We start from the raw sequence: 19,514 nt of genomic DNA, 5'->3' as shown, positions 1-19,514 counted from the left end.
GGTTCCGTGCCCGCGGGGAGGCGGACGGTCTCGCGCCGCTCCGGCTCAGCCGAGCGGCAGGTCCAGGAAGGACGGGGTGGCCTCCGGGGAGGTGAAGGCCAGCGTGGCGCGCGGCAGGTTGGCGTCGCCGTAGAAGGGGTCGCGGCCGTCGATCACCAGCAGCAGCCGGTGCCCGCGCGGGACGTCGTACGCCGTCGCCTGGAGTTCGATGTCCGCGCGGATCAGGCTGTCCGGGGCCGAGTCGAGGTCGCTGAACGGGGCGTGGGTGACGAGGTGCGCGCTCCCGTCGGGCGCCGTGTCGAACAGGTACGCCACGAAGGTGGACCCGGGGTTCGCCGCCCGGTACGTCACCCGCAGGCGGGGCGTGCCCCGCAGCCGTGCGGTCTCCTCCTCGGGCGGCGCCGCCCAGACGGCCGCCACGCCGCGGTCGATGGCACCGGTCGGGTAGACCTTCGGCCGGCCCGCCATCTCCGCGTGGCCGGCCGTCACGATCGCGTCGGCGACGATCGCCGGGGTGTCCACCCCGCACACCACGCCCGCCGTCCAGCCGGCCTCGGGCTTGTGCGCCAGCTCGCCGCCGCCCGTCAGGTGCACGCGCCGGGTCCGCTCGGTGACGGCGGACCAGCCGGCGCGCGGCTCCAGACCCTTGCCCCACATCACCTCGCTGACCACCTGGGCCTGGTCGGCGACGCCGTTGTCGATGCCCCTCAGGTGGTGGTCGAACCAGCGGTGGGCGTCCGTCCAGATCCGGTTCGGCAGGCCGAGCATGCCGGACGTCTCGGGCCCGGAGTGGTCTCCGATGGAGAGGTCGAGGCGCTTGGGGCCGGTCAGTTCGTTGAACATTCGCACGGTCTGGTTGCCCGGGAAGAGCGTCTCGTGCCAGGCCTGCGCGAAGAGGATCGGGACCTGGCGCCGGTTGAGCTCCTTGACGTGGGTGAGGGGTGAGCGTTGCTCCGCCCACCGCAGGGTCCCCTCGATGTCGCGGTCGGCCAGCACGTTCTCGAAGACGCTCCGTGTCCGGGGGCTCAGTCGGGCCTTCGAGGCGGCGCCCAGCAGGGCCTTCACGGCGGCGACGTGGTGGGTCGAGTTCTCGAGGAAGGCCTCCCCGAGGTCGCCCCAGGTGCTGAGCGCGACGACCGCGTCCACGCGGGTGTCGTGCGCGGCGACGAGCTGGCTGATGCCGGAGCCGTAGGAGTCCCCGAGGAACCCGATTCTGGTGATCGGCCCGGCGGTCCGCTCGACGATGTGGTCCAGGGCGCGACTGCCGTCCGCGACGTCGAGCGGCCCCGCCACGTCGACCTGTCCCTCGGAGCCGGCGAAGCCGCGGGCGGTGTAGGCGAGGACGTTGTAGCCGCGCGCCGCGAAGAGCGCGCCCTGGACGGCGTACGTGAGCCAGCCCAGGTTCGTCCACGGCGAGGGCATCACGATCACCGGCCGGGGGTCCGACCCGGTGTGCCGCCAGAGCGCGGCGTCGAGCAGGTCCCCGTCGGCGCCGGTCACCTTGCCGCGGCTGAACACGGCGACGGAGCGGACCTCCTCGACGTCGGCGGCGCGGGCGGGGGACAGGCCGTGGAGGTCGCCGGTTTCGAGGGCGGTGACGAAGGCGTGCAGGGCGTTCGCGTCGAGTTCGGGGTAGAGGGAGAAGTCGGCTGAGTTCACGTACGTCACGTCGGTTCATCCTCTTCGTCGAGTGCGATGACATGAACGGATGCGCGCTCTGGGCCCGGAGCGAAGCACTCAGTATCGGCGTGACGACGGAGCGTTGCGCCGCGTTCCCGGCGTACGGCCGGATTCGTCCCCGAGGGGTGCGCCGCACCCGCCCGTCGCCTCCCTCGCCGGACCGGTCGGGGATCAAACGCATTGCCGTTCAGGCGAGTTGGGCCAGCCGGCGGGAACGCGACAGTCCGCGAGAAAATCATGCAAGCGTGCTTGATTGTTTTGTGGACCCCTGCCAGGCTTCCCCCACGCCGAGAAGGGGAGCGCACCGTGCCCGATCCGTCCGCCGTCGCCGTCTTCGCCGATCTCCGAGAGGAGAATCGGGACCTCGATTCCCTGGTCGGGGAGCTGCCCGAGCCCGGTTGGGCGAAGGCCACCCCCGCGAGCGGCTGGACCGTCGCCCACCAGATCGCCCACCTGTACTGGACCGACCGCGTCGCGCTGCTGTCCCTCACCGACCCGGCCGGCTTCGGGCAGATGATCGAGGAGGCCCTCGCCGCCCCCGACTCCTTCGTGGACGAGGGCGCCGCCGAAGGGGCCGCGCTGCCGCCCGCCGAACTGCTCGCCCGCTGGCGGACCACCCGCACCGCCCTCGACGAGGCGCTCGCCGCGGCCTCACCCGACACCCGCTTCCCCTGGTACGGGCCGCCCATGAAGGCCGCCTCCATGGCGAGCGCCCGCCTGATGGAGACCTGGGCCCACGGGCAGGACGTCGCCGACGCCCTCGGCGTCCGCCGGACCCCGACGGCCCGGCTGCGGCACGTCGCGCGGATCGGGATCCGGGCGCGCGACTACGCGTACGCGGTCCGGGGCCTGCCGGCGCCCGAGGAGGAGTTCCGGGTGGAACTCACCGCCCCCGACGGGGCGCAGCCCTGGACGTACGGGCCCGCCGACGCGCCCCAGCGGATCACCGGATCCGCGCTCGACTTCTGCCTGTTGGTGACCCAGCGGGTGCACCGCGCGGACACCGACCTGACGGCGACCGGCCCGGACGCCGACCGTTGGCTGGACATCGCCCAGGCCTTCGCGGGGCCGGCGGGCCCCGGCCGGACGCCGGAGGGCTCCCGATGACCCGGCGCCCGCTGCGCGTCGGCAACGCCTCGGGCTTCTACGGGGACCGGTTCGGCGCCGTGCGCGAGATGCTCACCGGCGGTCCGCTCGACGTGCTGACCGGGGACTACCTCGCCGAACTCACCATGCTGATCCTGGGCCGCGACCGCCTGAAGAACCCCGACCTCGGCTACGCCAAGACCTTCCTGCGCCAGTTGGAGGAGAACCTCGCCCTCGCGCACGAGCGGGGCGTACGGATCGTCGCGAACGCAGGTGGCCTGAACCCGGCGGGACTCGCCGAAGCGCTGCGGGAGTTGGCGGCCAGGCTGGGTGTGCCCGTCTCGGTGGCGCACGTCGAGGGAGACGACCTGATGCCCTTCTCCGAGGGCGCGCTGACGGCCAACGCCTACCTCGGCGGCGCCGGGATCACCGCCTGCCTGCGGGCGGGCGCGGATGTGGTGGTCACGGGCCGGGTCACCGACGCGGCGCTGGTCAGCGGGTCGGCGGCCTGGTGGTTCGACTGGGCACCGGACGCGTACGACCGGTTGGCGGGGGCGGTCGTCGCCGGCCACGTCCTGGAGTGCGGCACCCAGGCGACCGGCGGCAACTACGCCTTCTTCACCCGGCACGACGTCCGCACCCCCGGCTTCCCGCTCGCGGAGATCGCCGAGGACGGATCCTCCGTCGTCACCAAACACCCGGGCACGGGCGGGGCGATCACCGTCGGCACCGTCACCGCCCAACTCCTCTACGAGACACAGGGCGTCCGCTACCTCGGGCCGGACGTGACGGCCCGCCTCGACACCGTCCGCCTCGCCCCGGCCGGCCCGGACCGGGTCGCGATCTCCGGCGTGCTCGGCGAGGCCCCGCCCGACACCCTCAAGGTGGGCGTGACCCGGATCGGGGGCTGGCGCAACGAGGTGGTGTTCGTCCTCACCGGTCTCGACGTCGACGCCAAGGCCGACCTGGTCAAGACGCAACTCGCGCAGGCCCTTTCGGGAGTGGCCACCGTGACGTGGACCCTGGCCCGCACGGACCATCCCGACCCGGACACGGAGGAGACCGCGAGCGCCCTGCTCCGCCTGGTCGTCCGCGACCCGTCCCCGGACCGGGTCGGGCGGGGCCTGACCGCCGCCGCGATCGAACTCGCCCTGGGCAGCTACCCGGGCTTCCACGTGACGGCCCCTCCGGGCCCGGCCCAGCCGTACGGGGTCTTCACCTCGTCCCTGGTCCCGGCCACGACGGTCCCCCACGTGGCGGTCCTCCCCGACACCACCCGCCACCCGATCCCACCGGTCCCGGCCCCGCCCGTCTCAGCTTCGCCCGTCCCGGCTCCGCCCCTCTCGGCCCCGCCGGCGTTCGAGGCGCGGGGGTCCGGGCGCGAAGCCTCCGAAGGGGCCCGGGGCGCGGCCCCGGTTCCGGGAACGGGCCCCGCGGCGGCCACCACCCGCGCCCCGCTCGGCGCCCTGTGCGGCGCCCGCAGCGGCGACAAGGGCGGCGACGCCAACATCGGCGTCTGGGCCGAGAGCGACGCCGCCTGGCAGTGGCTCCGCGAGACCCTCACGGCCGACGCCCTCACCACCCTGCTCCCCGAGACCTCGGGTCTGCCCGTCGCCCGTCACGAACTCCCGCACCTGAGGGCCCTCAACTTCACCGTCGCCGGCATCCTCGGCGCCGGCGTCGCCTCGGGCCACCGCTTCGACCCGCAGGCCAAGGCCCTCGGCGAATGGCTGCGCGCCCGCCACCTCGACATCCCGACGCACCTCCTGTCGTCCGACCCCGCCCCGGAGGGGACCCGCCCATGACCCGCCTCGGCACCACCGTGGATCCGCACGCCCCCGAGCACACGGCCGCCCGTACCGCCGCCCTCGCCCGCCTCGCCGAACTCGACGTCGAGCACCACAAGGCCCTGCTCGGCGGCGGGGAGAAGTACACCGACCGGCACCGGACGCGCGGCAAACTGCCCGCCCGGGAGCGCATCGAGCTGCTCCTCGATCCGGACACCCCGTTCCTGGAACTGTCCCCGCTCGCCGCCTGGGGCAGCGACTATCCCGTCGGCGCCTCGATGATCACCGGTATCGGGACCGTCGAGGGCGTCGAGTGCCTGATCACCGCCAACGACCCGACCGTGCGCGGCGGCGCCAGCAATCCGTGGACGCTCCGCAAGGCCCTGCGGGCCAACGAGATCGCCCGGCAGAACCGGTTGCCCTGCATCAGCCTCGTCGAGTCCGGTGGCGCCGACCTCCCGTCCCAGAAGGAGATCTTCATCCCGGGCGGGGCGATCTTCCGCGACATCACCCGGCTCTCGGCCGAGGGCATCCCGACCGTCGCCGTCGTCTTCGGCAACTCCACCGCCGGAGGCGCGTACGTCCCCGGGATGTCCGACCACACCATCATGATCAAGGACCGTTCGAAGGTGTTCCTCGGCGGTCCGCCGCTGGTCAAGATGGCCACCGGCGAGGAGAGCGACGACGAGTCCCTCGGCGGGGCCGACATGCACGCCCGGACCTCCGGCCTCGCCGACCACTACGCCCTCGACGAGTACGACGCGATCCGCCAGGCCCGCCGGGTCGTGGCCCGCCTCAACCACCGCAAGGCACAGGTCGAGCCGCCGCGCGCCGAGGAGCCCGTCCACGACCCCGAGGAGCTCCTCGGCATCGTCCCGGCCGACCTGAAGACGCCCTTCGACCCCCGCGAGGTCATCGCCCGCATCGTCGACGGCTCCGACTTCGACGAGTTCAAGCCCCTGTACGGCACCAGCCTGGTCACCGGCTGGGCGACCCTGCACGGGTATCCGATCGGCATCCTCGCCAACGCCCAGGGCGTCCTGTTCAGCGCCGAGTCGCAGAAGGCCACCCAGTTCATCCAGCTCGCCAACCAGCGTGACATCCCGCTGTTGTTCCTCCACAACACCACCGGTTACATGGTCGGCAAGGAGTACGAGCAAGGCGGCATCGTCAAGCACGGCTCGATGATGATCAACGCGGTGTCCAACTCCCGCGTCCCGCACCTGTCCGTCCTCGTCGGCGCCAGCTACGGCGCGGGCCACTACGGGATGTGCGGTCGCGCCTTCGAGCCGCGGTTCCTCTTCGCCTGGCCGAGCTCCAAGTCCGCCGTCATGGGCCCCCAGCAGCTCGCCGGGGTGCTGTCGATCGTCTCCCGCCAGTCGGCCGCCGCCAAGGGGCAGCCCTACGACGAGGAGGCCGACGCGGGCATGCGCGCCTTCGTCGAGGCGCAGATCGAGTCCGAGTCCCTGCCGATGTTCCTGTCCGGTCGGCTGTACGACGACGGGGTCATCGATCCGCGCGACACCCGTACCGTCCTCGGCCTGTGCCTGTCGGCCGTCCACAACGCCCCCGTCGAGGGCGCCCGTGGCGGCTTCGGCGTCTTCCGGATGTGAGCCCGCAGATGACCATCACCTCCCTGCTCGTCGCCAACCGGGGCGAGATCGCCGTACGGATCTTCCGTACCGCCCGCGCCCTGGGCCTGGCCACCGTCGCCGTGCACTCCGACCCCGACGCGGACGCCCTGCACGTCCGGTCCGCCGACGCGGCGGTCCGGCTGCCGGGCGCGGCCCCCGCCGACACCTACCTGCGCGGCGATCTGGTCGTCAAGGCCGCCCTCGCGGCGGGCGCCGACGCCGTCCACCCCGGCTACGGATTCCTCTCCGAGAACGCCGACTTCGCCCGCGAGGTACGGGCCGCCGGGCTGACCTGGATCGGCCCGCCGCCCGAGGCCATCGAGGCCATGGCCTCCAAGACCCGGGCCAAGGACCTCATGCGGGCCGCCGGGGTGCCGCTCCTCGAACCCGTCGACCCGGCGCAGGCCGGCCCCGCCGACCTGCCCCTGCTGTTGAAGGCCGCCGCGGGCGGCGGCGGCCGCGGGATGCGCGTCGTACGGGACCTCGACCTGCTCAAGGAGGAGCTGGAGGGCGCCCGCGCCGAGGCCCGGTCGGCCTTCGGGGACGGCGAGGTGTTCGCCGAGCCCTACGTGGAGCGCGGCCGGCACGTCGAGGTGCAGATCCTCGCGGACGCCCACGGCACCGTCTGGGCCCTCGGCACCCGTGACTGCTCCCTGCAACGCCGCCACCAGAAGGTCATCGAGGAGGCCCCGGCCCCGGGGCTCCCGGCGCCGCTGCGCGAGAGCCTGCACCAGGCCGCCGTGGCCGCCGCCCGGGCCGTGTCCTACCAGGGCGCGGGCACCGTCGAGTTCCTCGTCACCGCCGACGGCCGCCCGTATTTCCTGGAGATGAACACCCGCCTCCAGGTGGAACACCCCGTCACCGAGGCCGTCTTCGACCTCGACCTGGTGGCCCTGCAACTGCGCGTCGCCGAGGGCGCGGCCCTGCCGACGGAGCCCCCGGAGGCGGCCGGTCACGCCGTCGAGGCCCGGCTGTACGCCGAGGACCCGGGCCGGGACTGGCGCCCGCAGACCGGCGTCCTGCACACCCTGGCCGTCCCCGGCGCGGTCCGCGTGGACACCGGGTTCACCGACGGGGACACCGTCGGCGTGCACTACGACCCGATGCTCGCCAAGGTGATCGCCCACGCCCCGACCCGCGTCGAGGCCGTACGCATCCTGGCGCACGCCCTGGCCGGCGCCCGGGTCCACGGCCTGACCACCAACCGCGACCTCCTCGTACGGTCCCTGCGCCACCCCGAGTTCACCGCCGGCCGGCTCGACACCGGCTTCTACGGACGCCACCTCGACGCCCTCACCGCCGAGACCCCCGACGACGCCGCCCCGGCCCTGGCCGCGCTCGCCGCCGCCCTCGCCGACGCCGCGTCGGCGCCCGGAGCCCCGCTCGCCGCCCGCGTCGGCGCCTGGCGCAACGTCGTCTCCCAACCGCAGACCCGCCGCTACGAGATCGCCGGCGCCCCGTACGAGGTCGGCTACCACCCGGCCCGCAGCGGCCCCCCGGTCCCCGTGGACCACCCCGGCGTCCGCGTCCTGGCCGCCACGCCCGAGCTGGTCACCCTCGAAGTCGACGGGGTCCGACGGGTGTTCCACGTGAAACACAAATCGAACAAGGGGGGTGTGGGGGCCGCCGAGATCTGGGTGGACTCCCCGCTCGGCGCCCACACCCTCACCCGCCTGCCCCGGTTCTCCGACCCCCGGGACCGCACCGAACCGGGCTCCCTGCTCGCCCCCATGCCCGGCACCGTCGTCCGCGTCGCCGAGGGCCTGGCCCCCGGCTCGGCCGTCACCGCCGGACAACCCCTGCTCTGGCTGGAGGCGATGAAGATGGAACACCGCATCGTCGCGCCCGCCTCCGGCACGCTCACCGCGCTCCACGCCGCCACCGGCCAACAGGTCGAGTTCGGCGCCCTGCTCGCCGTAGTCCAGGAGGAAACGCCCGCATGAGCACCGTCGTAGAGACCGAAGAACACCAGGCCCTGCGCTCCGCCGTCGCAGCCCTCGGCAAGCGGTACGGCCGCGAGTACCTCGCCCGGGTCGCCCGCGAGGGCGGCCACCCCGACGAACTGTGGGCCGACGCCGCGAAGCTCGGCTACCTCGGCGTCAACCTCCCCGAGGAGTACGGCGGCGGGGGTGGCGGCATCGCCGAACTCTCCATCGTCCTGGAGGAACTCGGCGCCGCCGGCAGTCCGCTGCTGATGATGGTCGTCTCACCCGCCATCTGCGGCACGGTGATCTCCCGCTTCGGCACCGAGGCCCAGAAGCGGACCTGGCTCCCCGGCCTCGCCGACGGCACCCGCACCATGGCCTTCGGCATCACCGAACCCGACGCCGGCTCCAACTCCCACCGCATCACCACCACCGCCCGCCGCGACGGCGACGACTGGGTGCTGAACGGCCGCAAGGTGTTCATCTCCGGCGTGGACATCGCCGACGCCACGCTCATCGTGGGCCGCACCGAGGACGCGCGGACCGGCAGCCTCAAGCCCTGCCTGTTCATCGTCCCGCGCGCGACCCCCGGCTTCTCCCGCTCCCTCATCGACATGGAACTCCAGGCCGCCGAGAAGCAGTGGGAGTTGGTCCTGGACGAGGTGCGGCTGCCCGCCGACGCCCTGGTCGGCGACGAGGACGCCGGACTCCTCCAACTGTTCGCCGGACTCAACCCCGAACGGATCATGACCGCCGCGTTCGCGATCGGCATGGGCCGGTACGCCCTCGCCAAGGCCGTGGACTACGCCAAGACCCGCCGGGTGTGGAAGGAGCCCATCGGGGCCCACCAGGCCATCGCCCACCCACTGGCCCAGTCCCACATCGAACTGGAACTGGCCCGCCTGATGATGCAGAAGGCCGCCCGGCTCTACGACGCCGGCGACGACATGGGCGCGGGCGAGGCCGCCAACATGGCCAAGTACGCTGCCGCCGAGGCCTGCGTACGGGCGGTGGACCAGTCCGTGCACACCCTGGGCGGCAACGGCCTCACCCGGGAGTACGGCCTGGCCTCCCTGATCACCGCCTCCCGCGTCGCCCGCATAGCCCCCGTCAGCCGGGAGATGATCCTCAACTTCGTCTCCCACCAGACCCTCGGCCTGCCCAAGTCGTACTAGCACCACACCGGGCGCCGCCCCCCCCACGGGAGGGGGCGGCGCCACGACCGGCACGAGCCCCACCGGAGGAACGGCATGACCCCCCTCGTCGGCGCAGCCCACGACCGTGGCATCACCACGCTCACGCTCGACTCCCCGGCCAACCGCAACGCGCTCTCCGCGGACCTCGTCGCCGCTCTGCGCGCGGCCCTCGCCGAGGCGGGCGCCGACCCCGCGACCCGGGCCGTCGTCCTCACCCACACCGGCACCACCTTCTGCGCCGGCGCCGACCTGAAGTCCCCGTGCGACCCGGCGGACTTCGTGGCCCTGCTCACCGAGCTGACCACGCTGGCCAAGCCGGTCGTCGCCCGTGTCACCGGTCACGTCCGGGCGGGCGGCCTGGGCCTGCTCGGCGCCTGCGACATCGCGGCGGCCGGGCCGGGCTCCACGTACGCCTTCACCGAGACGCACCTCGGCGTGGTCCCGGCCGTCATCTCGGCGCCGCTGCTGCCGCGCCTGGACCCCCGGGCCGCCTCCCGGTACTTCCTGACCGCCGAGGCGTTCGACGCGGCGGAAGCCGCCCGGATCGGGCTGCTGAGCCTGCACGGCGCGGACGGCGAGGACGTCGACGAGCTGCTCGCCCCCGTGCTCGCGGGACTGCGCAAGGCCGGCCCGGAGGCCCTCGCCGCGACCAAGGAACTGGTCACCGCCCCCGTCCGGGCCGCCCTGGCCCGGGACGGGGCGGCGCTCACCGAGCTGTCCGCCCGCCACTTCGGCTCCGCCGAGGCCCGCGAGGGCATCGGAGCCCGCTTCGAGCGCCGGGACCCCTCGTGGGCACTGTGACCGGACCCAAGCAGGCCCGCAGCCGGGTGACCCGCCGCCACCTCCTGGAGGCCGCCGTCTCCTGCCTGGCCGAGCACGGCTGGGCGGGTTCCACCGTCGCGGTCGTCGCCGAGCGCGCGGGCGTCTCGCGGGGCGCGGCCCAGCACCACTTCCCGACCCGCGAGGACCTGTTCACGGCCGCCGTCGAGTACGTGGCCGAGGAGCGCTCCACCGCCGTACGGACCCTCTTCCAGGCCGGCCCGGCGGCCCGGCCCGTGGTGGTCGAGGCGCTGGTGGACATGTACACCGGCACGCTCTTCCGGGCCGCGCTCCAACTGTGGGTCGCCGCCTCCAACGAGGAGCAGTTGCGCCCCCGGGTGACCGAGCTCGAAGCCCGGGTCGGCCGCGAGACCCACCGCATCGCCGTCGAGCTGCTGGGCGCGGACGAGTCGGTACCGGGCGTCCGGGAGACCGTGCAGGGGCTCCTGGACATGGCGCGCGGCCTCGGGCTGGCGAACGTGCTGACCGACGACACGGCCCGCCGTGCCCGCGTCGTCGCTCAGTGGGCCCGGATCCTGGACTCCGCGCTGGCCTGACACGGCCGCGCCGCCGCCCCGGCACGACGCCGCCCCGACACGACGACGGCGCCGCCGCACCCCGTCCCGGGTGTGGCGGCGCCGTCGTCGTGTCGGTCCTCCCCGGATCAGGCCGTCTCGGCCATGTCCGCGTAGCCGGCGATCTCGCGCGGGTTGCGCACGCCGGGACCGGTGTAGCGGGCCGACGGACGCACGAGGCGACCCGTGCGCTTCTGCTCCAGGATGTGCGCCGACCAGCCGGCCGTGCGGGCGCAGGTGAACATCGAGGTGAACATGTGCGCCGGCACCTCCGCGAAGTCCAGCATGATCGCGGCCCAGAACTCCACGTTCGTCGCGAGCACCCGGTCGGGACGGCGCGCGTGCAGCTCCTCCAGCGCGGCCTTCTCCAGCGCGGCGGCCACCTCGTAGCGCGGGGCGTCCAGCTCCTTGGCGGTGCGCCGCAGCACGCGGGCACGCGGGTCCTCGGCACGGTAGACGCGGTGCCCGAAGCCCATCAGGCGCTCGCCCTTGTCGAGGGCCTTCTTCACGTACGCTATGGCGTCGCCGGTGCGCTCGATCTCCTCGATCATGCCGAGGACGCGTGAGGGCGCGCCGCCGTGCAGCGGGCCCGACATGGCGCCGACCGCGCCCGACAGGGCCGCCGCGACGTCGGCGCCGGTGGAGGCGATGACGCGCGCGGTGAAGGTGGAGGCGTTCATGCCGTGCTCGGCGGCCGAGGTCCAGTACGCGTCGACGGCCTTGACGTGCCGCGGGTCCGGCTCGCCCCGCCAGCGGATCATGAACCGTTCGACGACGGACCCGGCCTTGTCGATCTCACTCTGCGGGACCATCGGCAGGCCCTGTCCGCGGGCGGACTGCGCGACGTAGGACAGTGCCATCACGGCCGCGCGCGCCAGGTCGTCGCGGGCGGTGCGCTCGTCGATGTCGAGGAGCGGTTTCAGACCCCACACGGGGGCGAGCATGGCGAGCGCGGACTGCACGTCGACACGGATGTCACCGGAGTGGACCGGGATCGGGAACGGTTCGGCGGCCGGCAGGCCGGGGTTGAAGGCACCGTCGACCAGCAGGCCCCAGACGTTCCCGAAGGAGACGTGGCCGACCAGGTCTTCGATGTCCACCCCCCGGTAGCGGAGCGATCCGCCCTCCTTGTCGGGCTCGGCGATCTCCGTCTCGAACGCGACGACCCCTTCGAGCCCGGGTACGAAGTCGGACATCAGGCGGCTCCTCAGATAGTGCGAACACGCGCGGCTCCCGGCGTGATTCGCGGTCCGGCGCGGTCATCCCCGTTGATGCCCGGAACGGTCGTGGGTCACCCTCGCGGGGACCCTCGGACCGGCCCCAAGATTTTGTCCGTTCCGCTTGTCGTTCGGAAGCGTGACATACGGCACACCTCCGCCGGGAGAACGCCTCCCGCCGGCCGGCGGGGGAGCCGGCGGGGGAGTACTGCGGCAGGATGGCCGGCGTGACCGATCAGGACCTTGACCCCGCCGCCATGCGCAAGCAGTACCGCTCGCAGCTCGTCGACGTGGACAGCCTCGCCGACGACCCGATGGCGCAGTTCTCCCTGTGGTTCCAGGAGGCCGCCGACGCGAACCTCTTCGAACCCAACGCGATGGTCGTCTCCACGGCCACCCCCGACGGACGGCCCAGCTCCCGCACGGTGCTGCTGAAGCAGTTCGACGAGCGGGGCTTCGTCTTCTTCACCAACCACGGCTCCCGCAAGGGCCGCGAGCTCGACGCGAACCCGTACGCCTCGCTGCTGTTCCCCTGGCACCCGATCGCCCGCCAGGTGATCGTGACCGGCACGGCCGCGCGCATCGGGCGGGACGAGACGGCCGCGTACTTCCGTTCCCGCCCGCACGGCTCCCAGCTGGGCGCCTGGGCGAGCGAGCAGTCCCGCGTCATCGGCTCCCGCGCCGAACTGGACCGGCGGTACGCGGAGCTGGCGGAGCGCTATCCGGAGGGGGAGCAGGTGCCGGTGCCGCCGGAGTGGGGCGGTCTGCGGGTGGTCCCGGACGCGGTGGAGTTCTGGCAGGGCCACGAGAACCGGCTGCACGACCGGCTGCGCTACGTCCGCGAGGGCGGGAAGTGGCGGGTCGAGCGACTCTGCCCGTAGCCGCGACTGTGCCCGTGAGCCGCCGGGCGGTCGGCGGAGGGGCGGCGAAGGGGGCGAGAACGCAGGCGACCCGCGGGCTCTGGTTCCTCTCCTGCAGTGAGAGGAGCCGGCCGGACGTACCGGCGAGCCCGCGGGTCGGGTGACTGCTTGGGATTGGCGCCTGGCGTTCCCGCCGGGCACCGCACTGGGTGCGTGCGACGACGGGCGCTTTAGCCCGCAGCCACCTCACGCGTCCGGTTTCCGTACATTTCGGGAACCACCTCCCTTCTCGTGTACCGCAGAGCCTACGACCGCTCCCCGGGTCCCTCAACTTATTAATTCGGGCCCCACAACTCCCCTTACCGAGGCTGGAGTTGCTCCCTACACTGGCGTCCCGCGGGGGGAAACGGGGAGGGTGTCATGAGCACACGGCTGCCGCGGGAGTACCGGATCCGCTCGGAGCAGATGGCAGGCGTCTACGTCGCCGTCGGCATCGGCACGCCGGGCGTGCTGCTGACCGTGCTGAACATGGAGAACACCCCGGCGTGGGTGAGGTCCCTGGTCGTGGCCCTGGTGCTGGCCTTCTTCGGCTGGCTGGTCGTGGCCGCGAAACGCTGTTCCACCTCCGCCGACCTCAAGGGCATCCGGGTCCGCCGCTTCACCGGGACCCGCAGGCTGGCCTGGGAGGACGTCCAGGACATCCGCGCCGCCCCGAACCCGAGCGCGCACACCGCGAAGAACCAGCCGACGGTCGTCTCGTACGCCTACGACGACGCCGGCCGCCGCGTCCAGCTGATGTACGTGGACGACAACCACGTCGACGTCACCCGCGAGGTCGACGCCCTGCGCGCCGCCTGGGAGGAGCTGCGCGGTCCCGACTGGGCGCAGGACCCGGAGGCGGTGCGCCGCATCGCGCGGCACGACGTCCGCGACCGGCGCGTACGGCAGGCCTACCTGTGGATCGTCATGATCATCGTGGTGGGCTTCGTGGTGGCGATGGTGTCGCTGTTCGCCGGCTGAGCGGCCCGCCTCCCGGGTACATACCGGGATGATTCCGGGAAGCGGGTGTGGGCTGCGTCACGTTCCAGTTGAATGATCCGACGTGCCGCACACGCGAACACCTGCAGGGGGTGCCAGGTGAGTGCTTCCGGACGTAACGAGACCACCGACGATCTGCTCGCAGCGCTGCTGGACGGGATGGACGCCGCGCTGTGCGCGTTCGACTCCGACGGCGTGATCACCCACTGGAACCGCGAGGCCGAGCGGATCCTCGGCTGGTCCGCCGCCGAGGCGGTGGGCCGGCGCGGGTTCGCGGGCTGGGCGGTGCGCGCCGCCGACGCGCACGACGTGGAGGACCGGATCATGTCCGCCCAGGACGCGCCGGGACGGCAGGTGAACGAGTTCGCGCTGTTGACCAAGGACGGCGGCCGGGTCCTCGTCCGCACCCAGTCCGCCGGCGTCCCGGGCGCGGACGGCAAACCCGCCGGCGTCTACTGCGCGTTCAGCGAGGTCCACGCCCAGATCGACCTGGAGCGTTCCATCGCCCTCAGCGAGGCCCTGATGGAGGACGCCTCCTGGGGCGTCGTCCTGGTGGACGTGGACCTGCGCCCGGCCGTCGTGAACACCCACGCCGCCCGCGCGTTCGGCTCCGGTCGCACCGCGCTCCTCGGCCGGCCGCTCGGCGAACTGCTGACCCAGGGCGTCGAGGAACTGGAGGGCGCCCTCCAGCACGTGCTGGCGGAGGGGGCGCCGCCGTCCCCCGTCGAGCTGTGGGTGTCGGTCCGCACCCCCGAGGGGGTGCGCCGCCGCTGCTGGCGCTGCGGGTTCCTGCGCCTGGCCTCGCCCCTCGCGGAGGAGCCCGTGCCGCTCGGGGTGGGCTGGCTGTTCCAGGACGTCACCGAGGCCCGGCGGGCCGCGCTCGACACCGGACAGTCGCGGTTCCGGTCCAACCAGCTGTACCGGGCCGGGCGGGCCGCCGCCGAATGCGAGGACCCCGCCGAGGCCGCGGCGGTACGCCTGGACTTCGCCCTCGCCGGCTTCGCGGAACACGCCCTGGTCGACGTGCTCGAAGAGACGGACGCGGACCCCGGACGCCGCCGCAGACTCGTCCGGGCGGCGGCGTCGGCGTCCGGCCAGACCCTGCTGCTGCCGGGGCCCGGCGCGATCCCCCTGCGGTACGCGCCCATGCACCCGGCGCTCCAGGCCCTGGACCGGATCGGCCCGGTACGGACCAGCGCCCCCGGCGGCGAGCCGGTCGACGGCTGGGCCCGGGCGCGCCACTGGCCCGAGGACGCGGCGCACGCGCTGTGCACCGTACTGCGCAGCCGCGGCCGCACCCTGGGCGCGCTGACCTTCCTGCGCGGGGCCTCGCGGGCCGCCTTCGAGCGGGCGGACGCGCTCTACGCGGAGGAGGTCGCCGCCCGGGTGGCCGCGGACCTCGACCTGGCGGGCCGGGCCCGCGACCGCCGGTGAGGGCTCCGACGCCGGGCCGCTCGCGCCCTGCGTGGCGGACGGCGCCGGGCGGACCCGCCCGCCTACCGTGATCCGGTGCGCCACACCTCCACCGTGCGCGTCCCGGCAGCGGTCGTCGTCCTGTGCGCCACCGCCTTGTCCTGCACCTCGCCGCCCCCGGCGCCGCGCTTCCAGGCCCCGATCCCGGAACTCGGCGCGCGCGTCACGGCCGTCCCGCCGGGCTCGCTCGGCGTGACCCACCGGGCGGGTTGCCCCGTACGGGCCGACCGGCTGCGGCTGATCCGGATGAACCACTGGGGCTTCGACGGCAAGGTCCACCAGGGCGAGATGGTCGCCCACGAGCGGGTCGTCCGCCCGCTGCTGCACGTCTTCGGGAAGGCCTTCGAGGCCAGGTTCCCGATCCGGCGGATGCGGGTGACGGCCGCGTACGGCGGCGACGACGATGCCTCGATGGCCGCCGACAACACCTCCGCCTTCAACTGTCGCCGGGTCACCGGCGACCCGGGCCGGCTCTCCCGGCACTCCCACGGCGACGCGGTCGACATCAACCCCCTGGAGAACCCGTACGTCGACCGCGACGGCGACGTCCACCCGCCCGCGGCCCGCGCCCACCTGGACCGCGAGCACCCCACCCCCGGCATGATCCGCGCGGGCGACGTCGTCACCCGCGCCTTCCGGGAGATCGGCTGGTCCTGGGGCGGACGCTGGAGCAACCCGGACTACCAGCACTTCTCCGAGACCGGCGGCTAGGCGAGTCGTCCCGAGGCCCGGGCGCCCCGGGTCCGCTCGGTCACCACGGCGTGCAGGTGGACGATGCGACCCGCCTCGACCGAGGGCACGACGAGCGCGATCATCGGCCCTCGCCGTGGGTCGGACGGTGCGGTCCTTCCCGGACTCCATCCGGCGTGACCCCGCGCAACCGCGGTGACGCATTCGCCCGGCGGGCCTCCCCGAACAGGTGACGTCGTGCTCCGGGGCGCGCCGCGCCCTCAGTGGCGGAAGAAGATCCGGTCGCCGTACTCCTGCATGACGCGGCCGTTCCACTCGTGCCCGCCGTCCACGTTGCCCGAGCGCAGCAGCGGGGGCTCGACCCCGCGCGCGGCCAGCTCGCCGGCGGCGGCCGCCATCACGGCCTGCATGATCGCGCAGGTCACGACGGTGGAGGCGGGGGCGAAGGGCGCGTCGATGCCGTCGATGCTCAGTTCGGCGTCCCCGACCGCGATCTTGCTGTCCAGGACGACGTCGCAGTGGTCCTTGAGGAAGGTGCCCGAGACGTGCCGCGCCTTGGTCTCGGTCGCGTACGCCACCGAGGTCACCCCGACGACCTTCAGGCCGATGGCGCGGGCGTTCATGGCCATCTCCACCGGCAGGGCGTTGCGCCCCGAGAGGGAGATGATCACGAGGACGTCGCCGTCGGAGGCCGGGCTGCTGTCGAGGACCGCGCCGGCGAGGCCGTCCACGCGCTCCAGGGCGCTGCCGAGGGTGGCGGGCATGACGTCGATGCCGGCGGTGCCGGGCACGGCGAGGAAGTTCATCAGGGCGAGCCCGCCGGCCCGGTAGACCACGTCCTGGGCGGGCAGCGAGGAGTGCCCGGCCCCGAAGGCGAAGAGCCGCTTCCCGGACGCGACGGCGTCGGCGATGATCACGCCGGCCTCGGCGATCCGCGCCGCCTCCTCGTCGCGCACCCGCTCCAGCAGGCCGATGGCCGCGTCGAAGAACTGCCCGGCCAACTTGCTCTCGCTCATACGCCGAAGGCCCTTCCAGGGGTGAGGTGCGTCCGTGTTCGCCGCTCACCGTGCGGTCTGGACCAAGGGCGTGTCAATACGAACGTCAATGGAGGGACGAAAGGGCTCCCGAGTGGGGTGAGGGACCGCGCCCCGAGATGTCCAGTACGGGCCTTGACGCTCGGGACGGGACGGTTGTCGGCGCGATGCGTCAGAATTGGGGGCAGGGCCAGCGCACGCAATCCGAGGGGCACGAATGTCCGGACTGATCGATACCACGGAGATGTATCTCCGCACCATCCTCGAACTGGAAGAGGAAGGTGTTGTCCCCATGCGCGCCCGTATCGCCGAGCGGCTCGATCAGAGCGGTCCGACGGTGAGCCAGACGGTCGCGAGGATGGAGCGCGACGGCCTGGTGGCGGTCGCCAGCGACCGACACCTGGAGCTGACCGAGGAGGGCCGCAGACTGGCGACGCGCGTGATGCGCAAGCACCGTCTCGCGGAGTGCCTCCTCGTCGACGTCATCGGCCTGGAGTGGGAGCAGGTGCACGCCGAGGCCTGTCGCTGGGAGCACGTGATGAGCGAGGCGGTGGAGCGGCGGGTGCTGGAACTGCTGCGCCACCCGACCGAGTCGCCGTACGGGAACCCGATCCCGGGGCTGGAGGAGCTGGGCGAGAAGGCCGAGGCCGATCCGTTCCTGGAGGACGGCATGGTCAGCCTCGCCGAGCTGGACCCGGGCGCCGAGGGCAAGACGGTGGTCGTGCGTCGGATCGGCGAGCCGATCCAGACGGACGCCCAGCTGATGTACACGCTGCGGCGCGCCGGCGTGCAGCCTGGCTCCGTGGTCAGCGTGACGGAGTCCCCGGGCGGGGTGCTGGTCGGCAGCGGCGGAGAGGCGGCGGAACTCGACTCCGAGGTCGCCTCGCACGTCTTCGTGGCGAAGCGCTGACTCTTGGCGTGGCCTCCGAACGGGCGTAGTACTGGTCGGTACGAGGTAGGACAGGGCCATGGGCGTGACCATGGCCGCGCTCTGGCCGCCTTGGACGCGACGAGACTGTGACGACCTTGGACGTGGGCGGTCCCGGCGCCTTGCGGCGCCGGGACCGGTCCTCCCCTTGCTGACCTGGAGCCCCGAGCTCTCAAGGTCATCCCCTTCGGACCGTCTTCCCCGAGCGGCCCGCCTCCCTGTTGAAAGGATCTCCATCGGCAGTGGCGGCCAATCCTTGAGCAAGGTCACTCGAAAGAGCGGTGTTGTCGGCGAGAGACCCGTTCTCGAATACGGGTTCGATACTCTGGCCGGGAGCGAAGGGGGTGCATCTGCGGTGGTACAGCGCATCGATGTGACTGGGGCCGACGGCGTACGCCTGGCCGCCTGGGAGTTCCGCGAGCCGGCCGGCGAGCCGGGTGCCGCCCCCCAGGCGCCCACCGGGCAGGAGCGGCCCGGGGTCCTGTTACTCCACGGTCTGATGGGTCGTGCCCTGCACTGGGCCGGCACCGCCCGCTGGCTCGCGGAACACCACCGCGTGATCGCCCTCGACCAGCGCGGCCACGGCCAGAGCGCCGGTCCCGCGGCCGATCCCGGCAACCCGACCCCCTTCGGGCGCGAGGCCTTCGTGGCCGACGCCGAGGCCGTCGTCGAGCGCCTCGGCCTCGCCCCCGTGACCCTGATCGGCCACTCCATGGGCGCCCTCACCGCCTGGCAGCTCGCCGCCCGCCGCCCCGATCTGGTGGCGGCCCTGGTGATCTGCGACATGCGGGCCTCGGCCCTGGGAGAGGCCTCGCAGCAGGAGTGGGAGGACTGGTTCCGCCGGTGGCCCCTCCCCTTCCCCACGCAGGACGCCGCCCGCCGCTGGTTCGGCGAGGACGATCCCCGGGTGGAGCGCCCCGATCCGGGACGCGGCGCGTTCTTCGCCGAGGTCATGCACCAGGCCCCCGACGGCTGGCGCCCCGTGTTCTCCCGCCGCCAGATGCTGACGGCCCGCGAGACGTGGGTCCACGACGCGCACTGGGAGGAACTGGCCCAGGTCCGCTGCCCGACCCTGGTCGTCCGGGGTCTGGACGGCGAACTGGGCCGCGCCGAGGCCCAGGAGATGGTCCGGGTCCTCCCGGCGGGCCAGTACGCGGAGATCCCGGACGCCGGCCACTACCTCCACTACGACCAGCCGGACGCCTGGCGGGGAGTCCTGGAGCCGTTCCTGGCGGGGGTCAAGACCTCGTCCTGACCTCCGCGACCAGCGCCGTCCACGCGGCGGCGCTGGTCCGCAGGACGCGGTGGCCGGGATCGCCCGGTTCGCCGGGGTCGCCGCGCTCCGCGACGAGGACCCGGCCGTCGGGGGCGACGGCGACGTACACGCAGGAGTTGCCCTCGGCGCAGTAGGAGGACCGGTGCCAGTCGTGGTGGGTCATGGGGCTTCCCTAAGAATGTGAGGCGGTCCGGGAGGACCGGGTGTGGCTGATGGGGGTCTGTCGTTGATGACTCGGAAGGAATGGCCGCCCGGTCCTCCGGGACGCTCCGACCACTGATTGAGAACTGCGGTCA

Annotated in this window: 17 protein-coding genes; 13 read left to right on the top strand and 4 right to left on the bottom strand. The window is 73.4% G+C overall.

Annotated elements, in window-relative coordinates; genetic code table 11:
- Positions 1 to 45: 45 nt before the first annotated feature.
- On the bottom strand, positions 46 to 1,668 hold the full coding sequence (locus OTB19_RS16915) for an alpha/beta fold hydrolase (RefSeq protein ID WP_267799067.1): 1,623 nt from the start codon (positions 1,666 to 1,668) through the stop codon (positions 46 to 48).
- 318 nt (positions 1,669 to 1,986) lie between these two features.
- Here OTB19_RS16915 and OTB19_RS16910 point away from each other — a divergent pair, with 318 nt between their 5' ends.
- The 7 genes from OTB19_RS16910 to OTB19_RS16880 all read left to right on the top strand — a co-directional run bounded on the left by OTB19_RS16910 (position 1,987) and on the right by OTB19_RS16880 (position 10,684).
- The gene (locus tag OTB19_RS16910) at positions 1,987 to 2,787 is read left to right on the top strand and encodes a TIGR03084 family metal-binding protein (RefSeq protein ID WP_267799066.1); all 801 of its coding nucleotides are present in this window, start codon (positions 1,987 to 1,989) and stop codon (positions 2,785 to 2,787) included.
- On the top strand, positions 2,784 to 4,571 hold the full coding sequence (locus tag OTB19_RS16905; protein WP_267799065.1) for an acyclic terpene utilization AtuA family protein: 1,788 nt from the start codon (positions 2,784 to 2,786) through the stop codon (positions 4,569 to 4,571). The genes OTB19_RS16910 and OTB19_RS16905 overlap by 4 nt, the downstream gene beginning before the upstream one ends.
- On the top strand, positions 4,568 to 6,166 hold the full coding sequence (locus tag OTB19_RS16900) for an acyl-CoA carboxylase subunit beta (protein WP_267799064.1): 1,599 nt from the start codon (positions 4,568 to 4,570) through the stop codon (positions 6,164 to 6,166). The genes OTB19_RS16905 and OTB19_RS16900 overlap by 4 nt, the downstream gene beginning before the upstream one ends.
- Before the next feature lie 8 nt (positions 6,167 to 6,174).
- The gene (locus OTB19_RS16895; RefSeq protein WP_324290526.1) at positions 6,175 to 8,130 is read left to right on the top strand and encodes a biotin carboxylase N-terminal domain-containing protein; all 1,956 of its coding nucleotides are present in this window, start codon (positions 6,175 to 6,177) and stop codon (positions 8,128 to 8,130) included.
- Complete coding sequence (locus OTB19_RS16890) at positions 8,127 to 9,287, top strand: acyl-CoA dehydrogenase family protein (RefSeq protein ID WP_267799062.1); 1,161 nt, start codon at positions 8,127 to 8,129, stop codon at positions 9,285 to 9,287. Before OTB19_RS16895 ends, OTB19_RS16890 begins: the two co-directional genes overlap by 4 nt.
- Positions 9,288 to 9,362: 75 nt before the next feature.
- On the top strand, positions 9,363 to 10,109 hold the full coding sequence (locus tag OTB19_RS16885) for an enoyl-CoA hydratase family protein (RefSeq protein WP_267799061.1): 747 nt from the start codon (positions 9,363 to 9,365) through the stop codon (positions 10,107 to 10,109).
- Entirely contained in the window at positions 10,097 to 10,684 is a 588-nt protein-coding gene (locus OTB19_RS16880) for a TetR/AcrR family transcriptional regulator (RefSeq protein ID WP_267799060.1), read from the top strand. Before OTB19_RS16885 ends, OTB19_RS16880 begins: the two co-directional genes overlap by 13 nt.
- A 107-nt stretch (positions 10,685 to 10,791) precedes the next feature.
- Here OTB19_RS16880 and OTB19_RS16875 read toward each other — a convergent pair whose 3' ends face one another.
- Positions 10,792 to 11,898 carry a citrate synthase 2 gene (locus OTB19_RS16875; protein ID WP_267799059.1) on the bottom strand — a complete coding sequence of 369 codons (1,107 nt, stop codon included), beginning with the start codon at positions 11,896 to 11,898 and terminating at the stop codon, positions 10,792 to 10,794.
- A 239-nt stretch (positions 11,899 to 12,137) separates the two neighbouring features.
- Here OTB19_RS16875 and pdxH point away from each other — a divergent pair, with 239 nt between their 5' ends.
- The 4 genes from pdxH (at position 12,138) to OTB19_RS16855 (ending at position 16,001) form a co-directional block, all read left to right on the top strand.
- Positions 12,138 to 12,800: a pyridoxamine 5'-phosphate oxidase gene (gene pdxH, locus OTB19_RS16870; RefSeq protein ID WP_267799058.1), complete on the top strand. Its 663-nt coding sequence runs from the start codon at positions 12,138 to 12,140 to the stop codon at positions 12,798 to 12,800.
- Between the two features lie 399 nt (positions 12,801 to 13,199).
- A complete protein-coding gene (locus OTB19_RS16865) occupies positions 13,200 to 13,799 on the top strand; it encodes a PH domain-containing protein (RefSeq protein ID WP_267799057.1) in 600 nt (199 codons plus the stop codon).
- 117 nt (positions 13,800 to 13,916) lie between these two features.
- On the top strand, positions 13,917 to 15,251 hold the full coding sequence (locus OTB19_RS16860) for a PAS domain-containing protein (RefSeq protein WP_267799056.1): 1,335 nt from the start codon (positions 13,917 to 13,919) through the stop codon (positions 15,249 to 15,251).
- A 75-nt stretch (positions 15,252 to 15,326) separates the two neighbouring features.
- Positions 15,327 to 16,001, top strand: a complete 675-nt coding sequence (locus tag OTB19_RS16855) for a M15 family metallopeptidase (protein ID WP_267799055.1) — start codon at positions 15,327 to 15,329, stop codon at positions 15,999 to 16,001.
- Positions 16,002 to 16,240: 239 nt separating this feature from the next.
- Here OTB19_RS16855 and OTB19_RS16850 read toward each other — a convergent pair whose 3' ends face one another.
- The gene (locus OTB19_RS16850; RefSeq protein WP_267799054.1) at positions 16,241 to 16,996 is read right to left on the bottom strand and encodes an SIS domain-containing protein; all 756 of its coding nucleotides are present in this window, start codon (positions 16,994 to 16,996) and stop codon (positions 16,241 to 16,243) included.
- A gap of 235 nt (positions 16,997 to 17,231) precedes the next feature.
- Between OTB19_RS16850 and OTB19_RS16845 the strand changes: the two genes are divergently transcribed.
- On the top strand, positions 17,232 to 17,924 hold the full coding sequence (locus OTB19_RS16845; protein WP_053681012.1) for a metal-dependent transcriptional regulator: 693 nt from the start codon (positions 17,232 to 17,234) through the stop codon (positions 17,922 to 17,924).
- 373 nt (positions 17,925 to 18,297) lie between these two features.
- A complete protein-coding gene (locus OTB19_RS16840) occupies positions 18,298 to 19,197 on the top strand; it encodes an alpha/beta fold hydrolase (RefSeq protein ID WP_267799053.1) in 900 nt (299 codons plus the stop codon).
- Here OTB19_RS16840 and OTB19_RS16835 read toward each other — a convergent pair.
- The gene (locus tag OTB19_RS16835; protein ID WP_267799052.1) at positions 19,181 to 19,381 is read right to left on the bottom strand and encodes a DUF397 domain-containing protein; all 201 of its coding nucleotides are present in this window, start codon (positions 19,379 to 19,381) and stop codon (positions 19,181 to 19,183) included. The two genes, OTB19_RS16840 and OTB19_RS16835, sit on opposite strands and share 17 nt — an antisense overlap.
- Positions 19,382 to 19,514 lie beyond the last annotated feature (133 nt).

The organism is Streptomyces sp. H27-H5 (assembly GCF_026627505.1).
In the GTDB taxonomy this organism is placed as follows: Bacteria; Actinomycetota; Actinomycetes; order Streptomycetales; family Streptomycetaceae; genus Streptomyces.
The sequence above is the reverse complement of the archived record's forward strand: the minus strand, read 5'-3'. Positions and strand labels throughout refer to the sequence as shown.

Bases quoted from the DNA above. Each gene is read 5' to 3' on its own strand.
- OTB19_RS16905 (WP_267799065.1), top strand. From the start codon at position 2,784: ATGACCCGGCGCCCGCTGCGCGTCGGCAACGCCTCGGGCTTCTACGGG.
- OTB19_RS16900 (WP_267799064.1), top strand. From the start codon at position 4,568: ATGACCCGCCTCGGCACCACCGTGGATCCGCACGCCCCCGAGCACACG.
- OTB19_RS16895 (WP_324290526.1), top strand. From the start codon at position 6,175: ATGACCATCACCTCCCTGCTCGTCGCCAACCGGGGCGAGATCGCCGTA.
- OTB19_RS16890 (WP_267799062.1), top strand. From the start codon at position 8,127: ATGAGCACCGTCGTAGAGACCGAAGAACACCAGGCCCTGCGCTCCGCC.
- OTB19_RS16885 (WP_267799061.1), top strand. From the start codon at position 9,363: ATGACCCCCCTCGTCGGCGCAGCCCACGACCGTGGCATCACCACGCTC.
- OTB19_RS16875 (WP_267799059.1), bottom strand. From the start codon at position 11,898: ATGTCCGACTTCGTACCCGGGCTCGAAGGGGTCGTCGCGTTCGAGACG.
- pdxH (WP_267799058.1), top strand. From the start codon at position 12,138: ATGGCCGGCGTGACCGATCAGGACCTTGACCCCGCCGCCATGCGCAAG.
- OTB19_RS16865 (WP_267799057.1), top strand. From the start codon at position 13,200: ATGAGCACACGGCTGCCGCGGGAGTACCGGATCCGCTCGGAGCAGATG.
- OTB19_RS16850 (WP_267799054.1), bottom strand. From the start codon at position 16,996: ATGAGCGAGAGCAAGTTGGCCGGGCAGTTCTTCGACGCGGCCATCGGC.
- OTB19_RS16845 (WP_053681012.1), top strand. From the start codon at position 17,232: ATGTCCGGACTGATCGATACCACGGAGATGTATCTCCGCACCATCCTC.
- OTB19_RS16835 (WP_267799052.1), bottom strand. From the start codon at position 19,381: ATGACCCACCACGACTGGCACCGGTCCTCCTACTGCGCCGAGGGCAAC.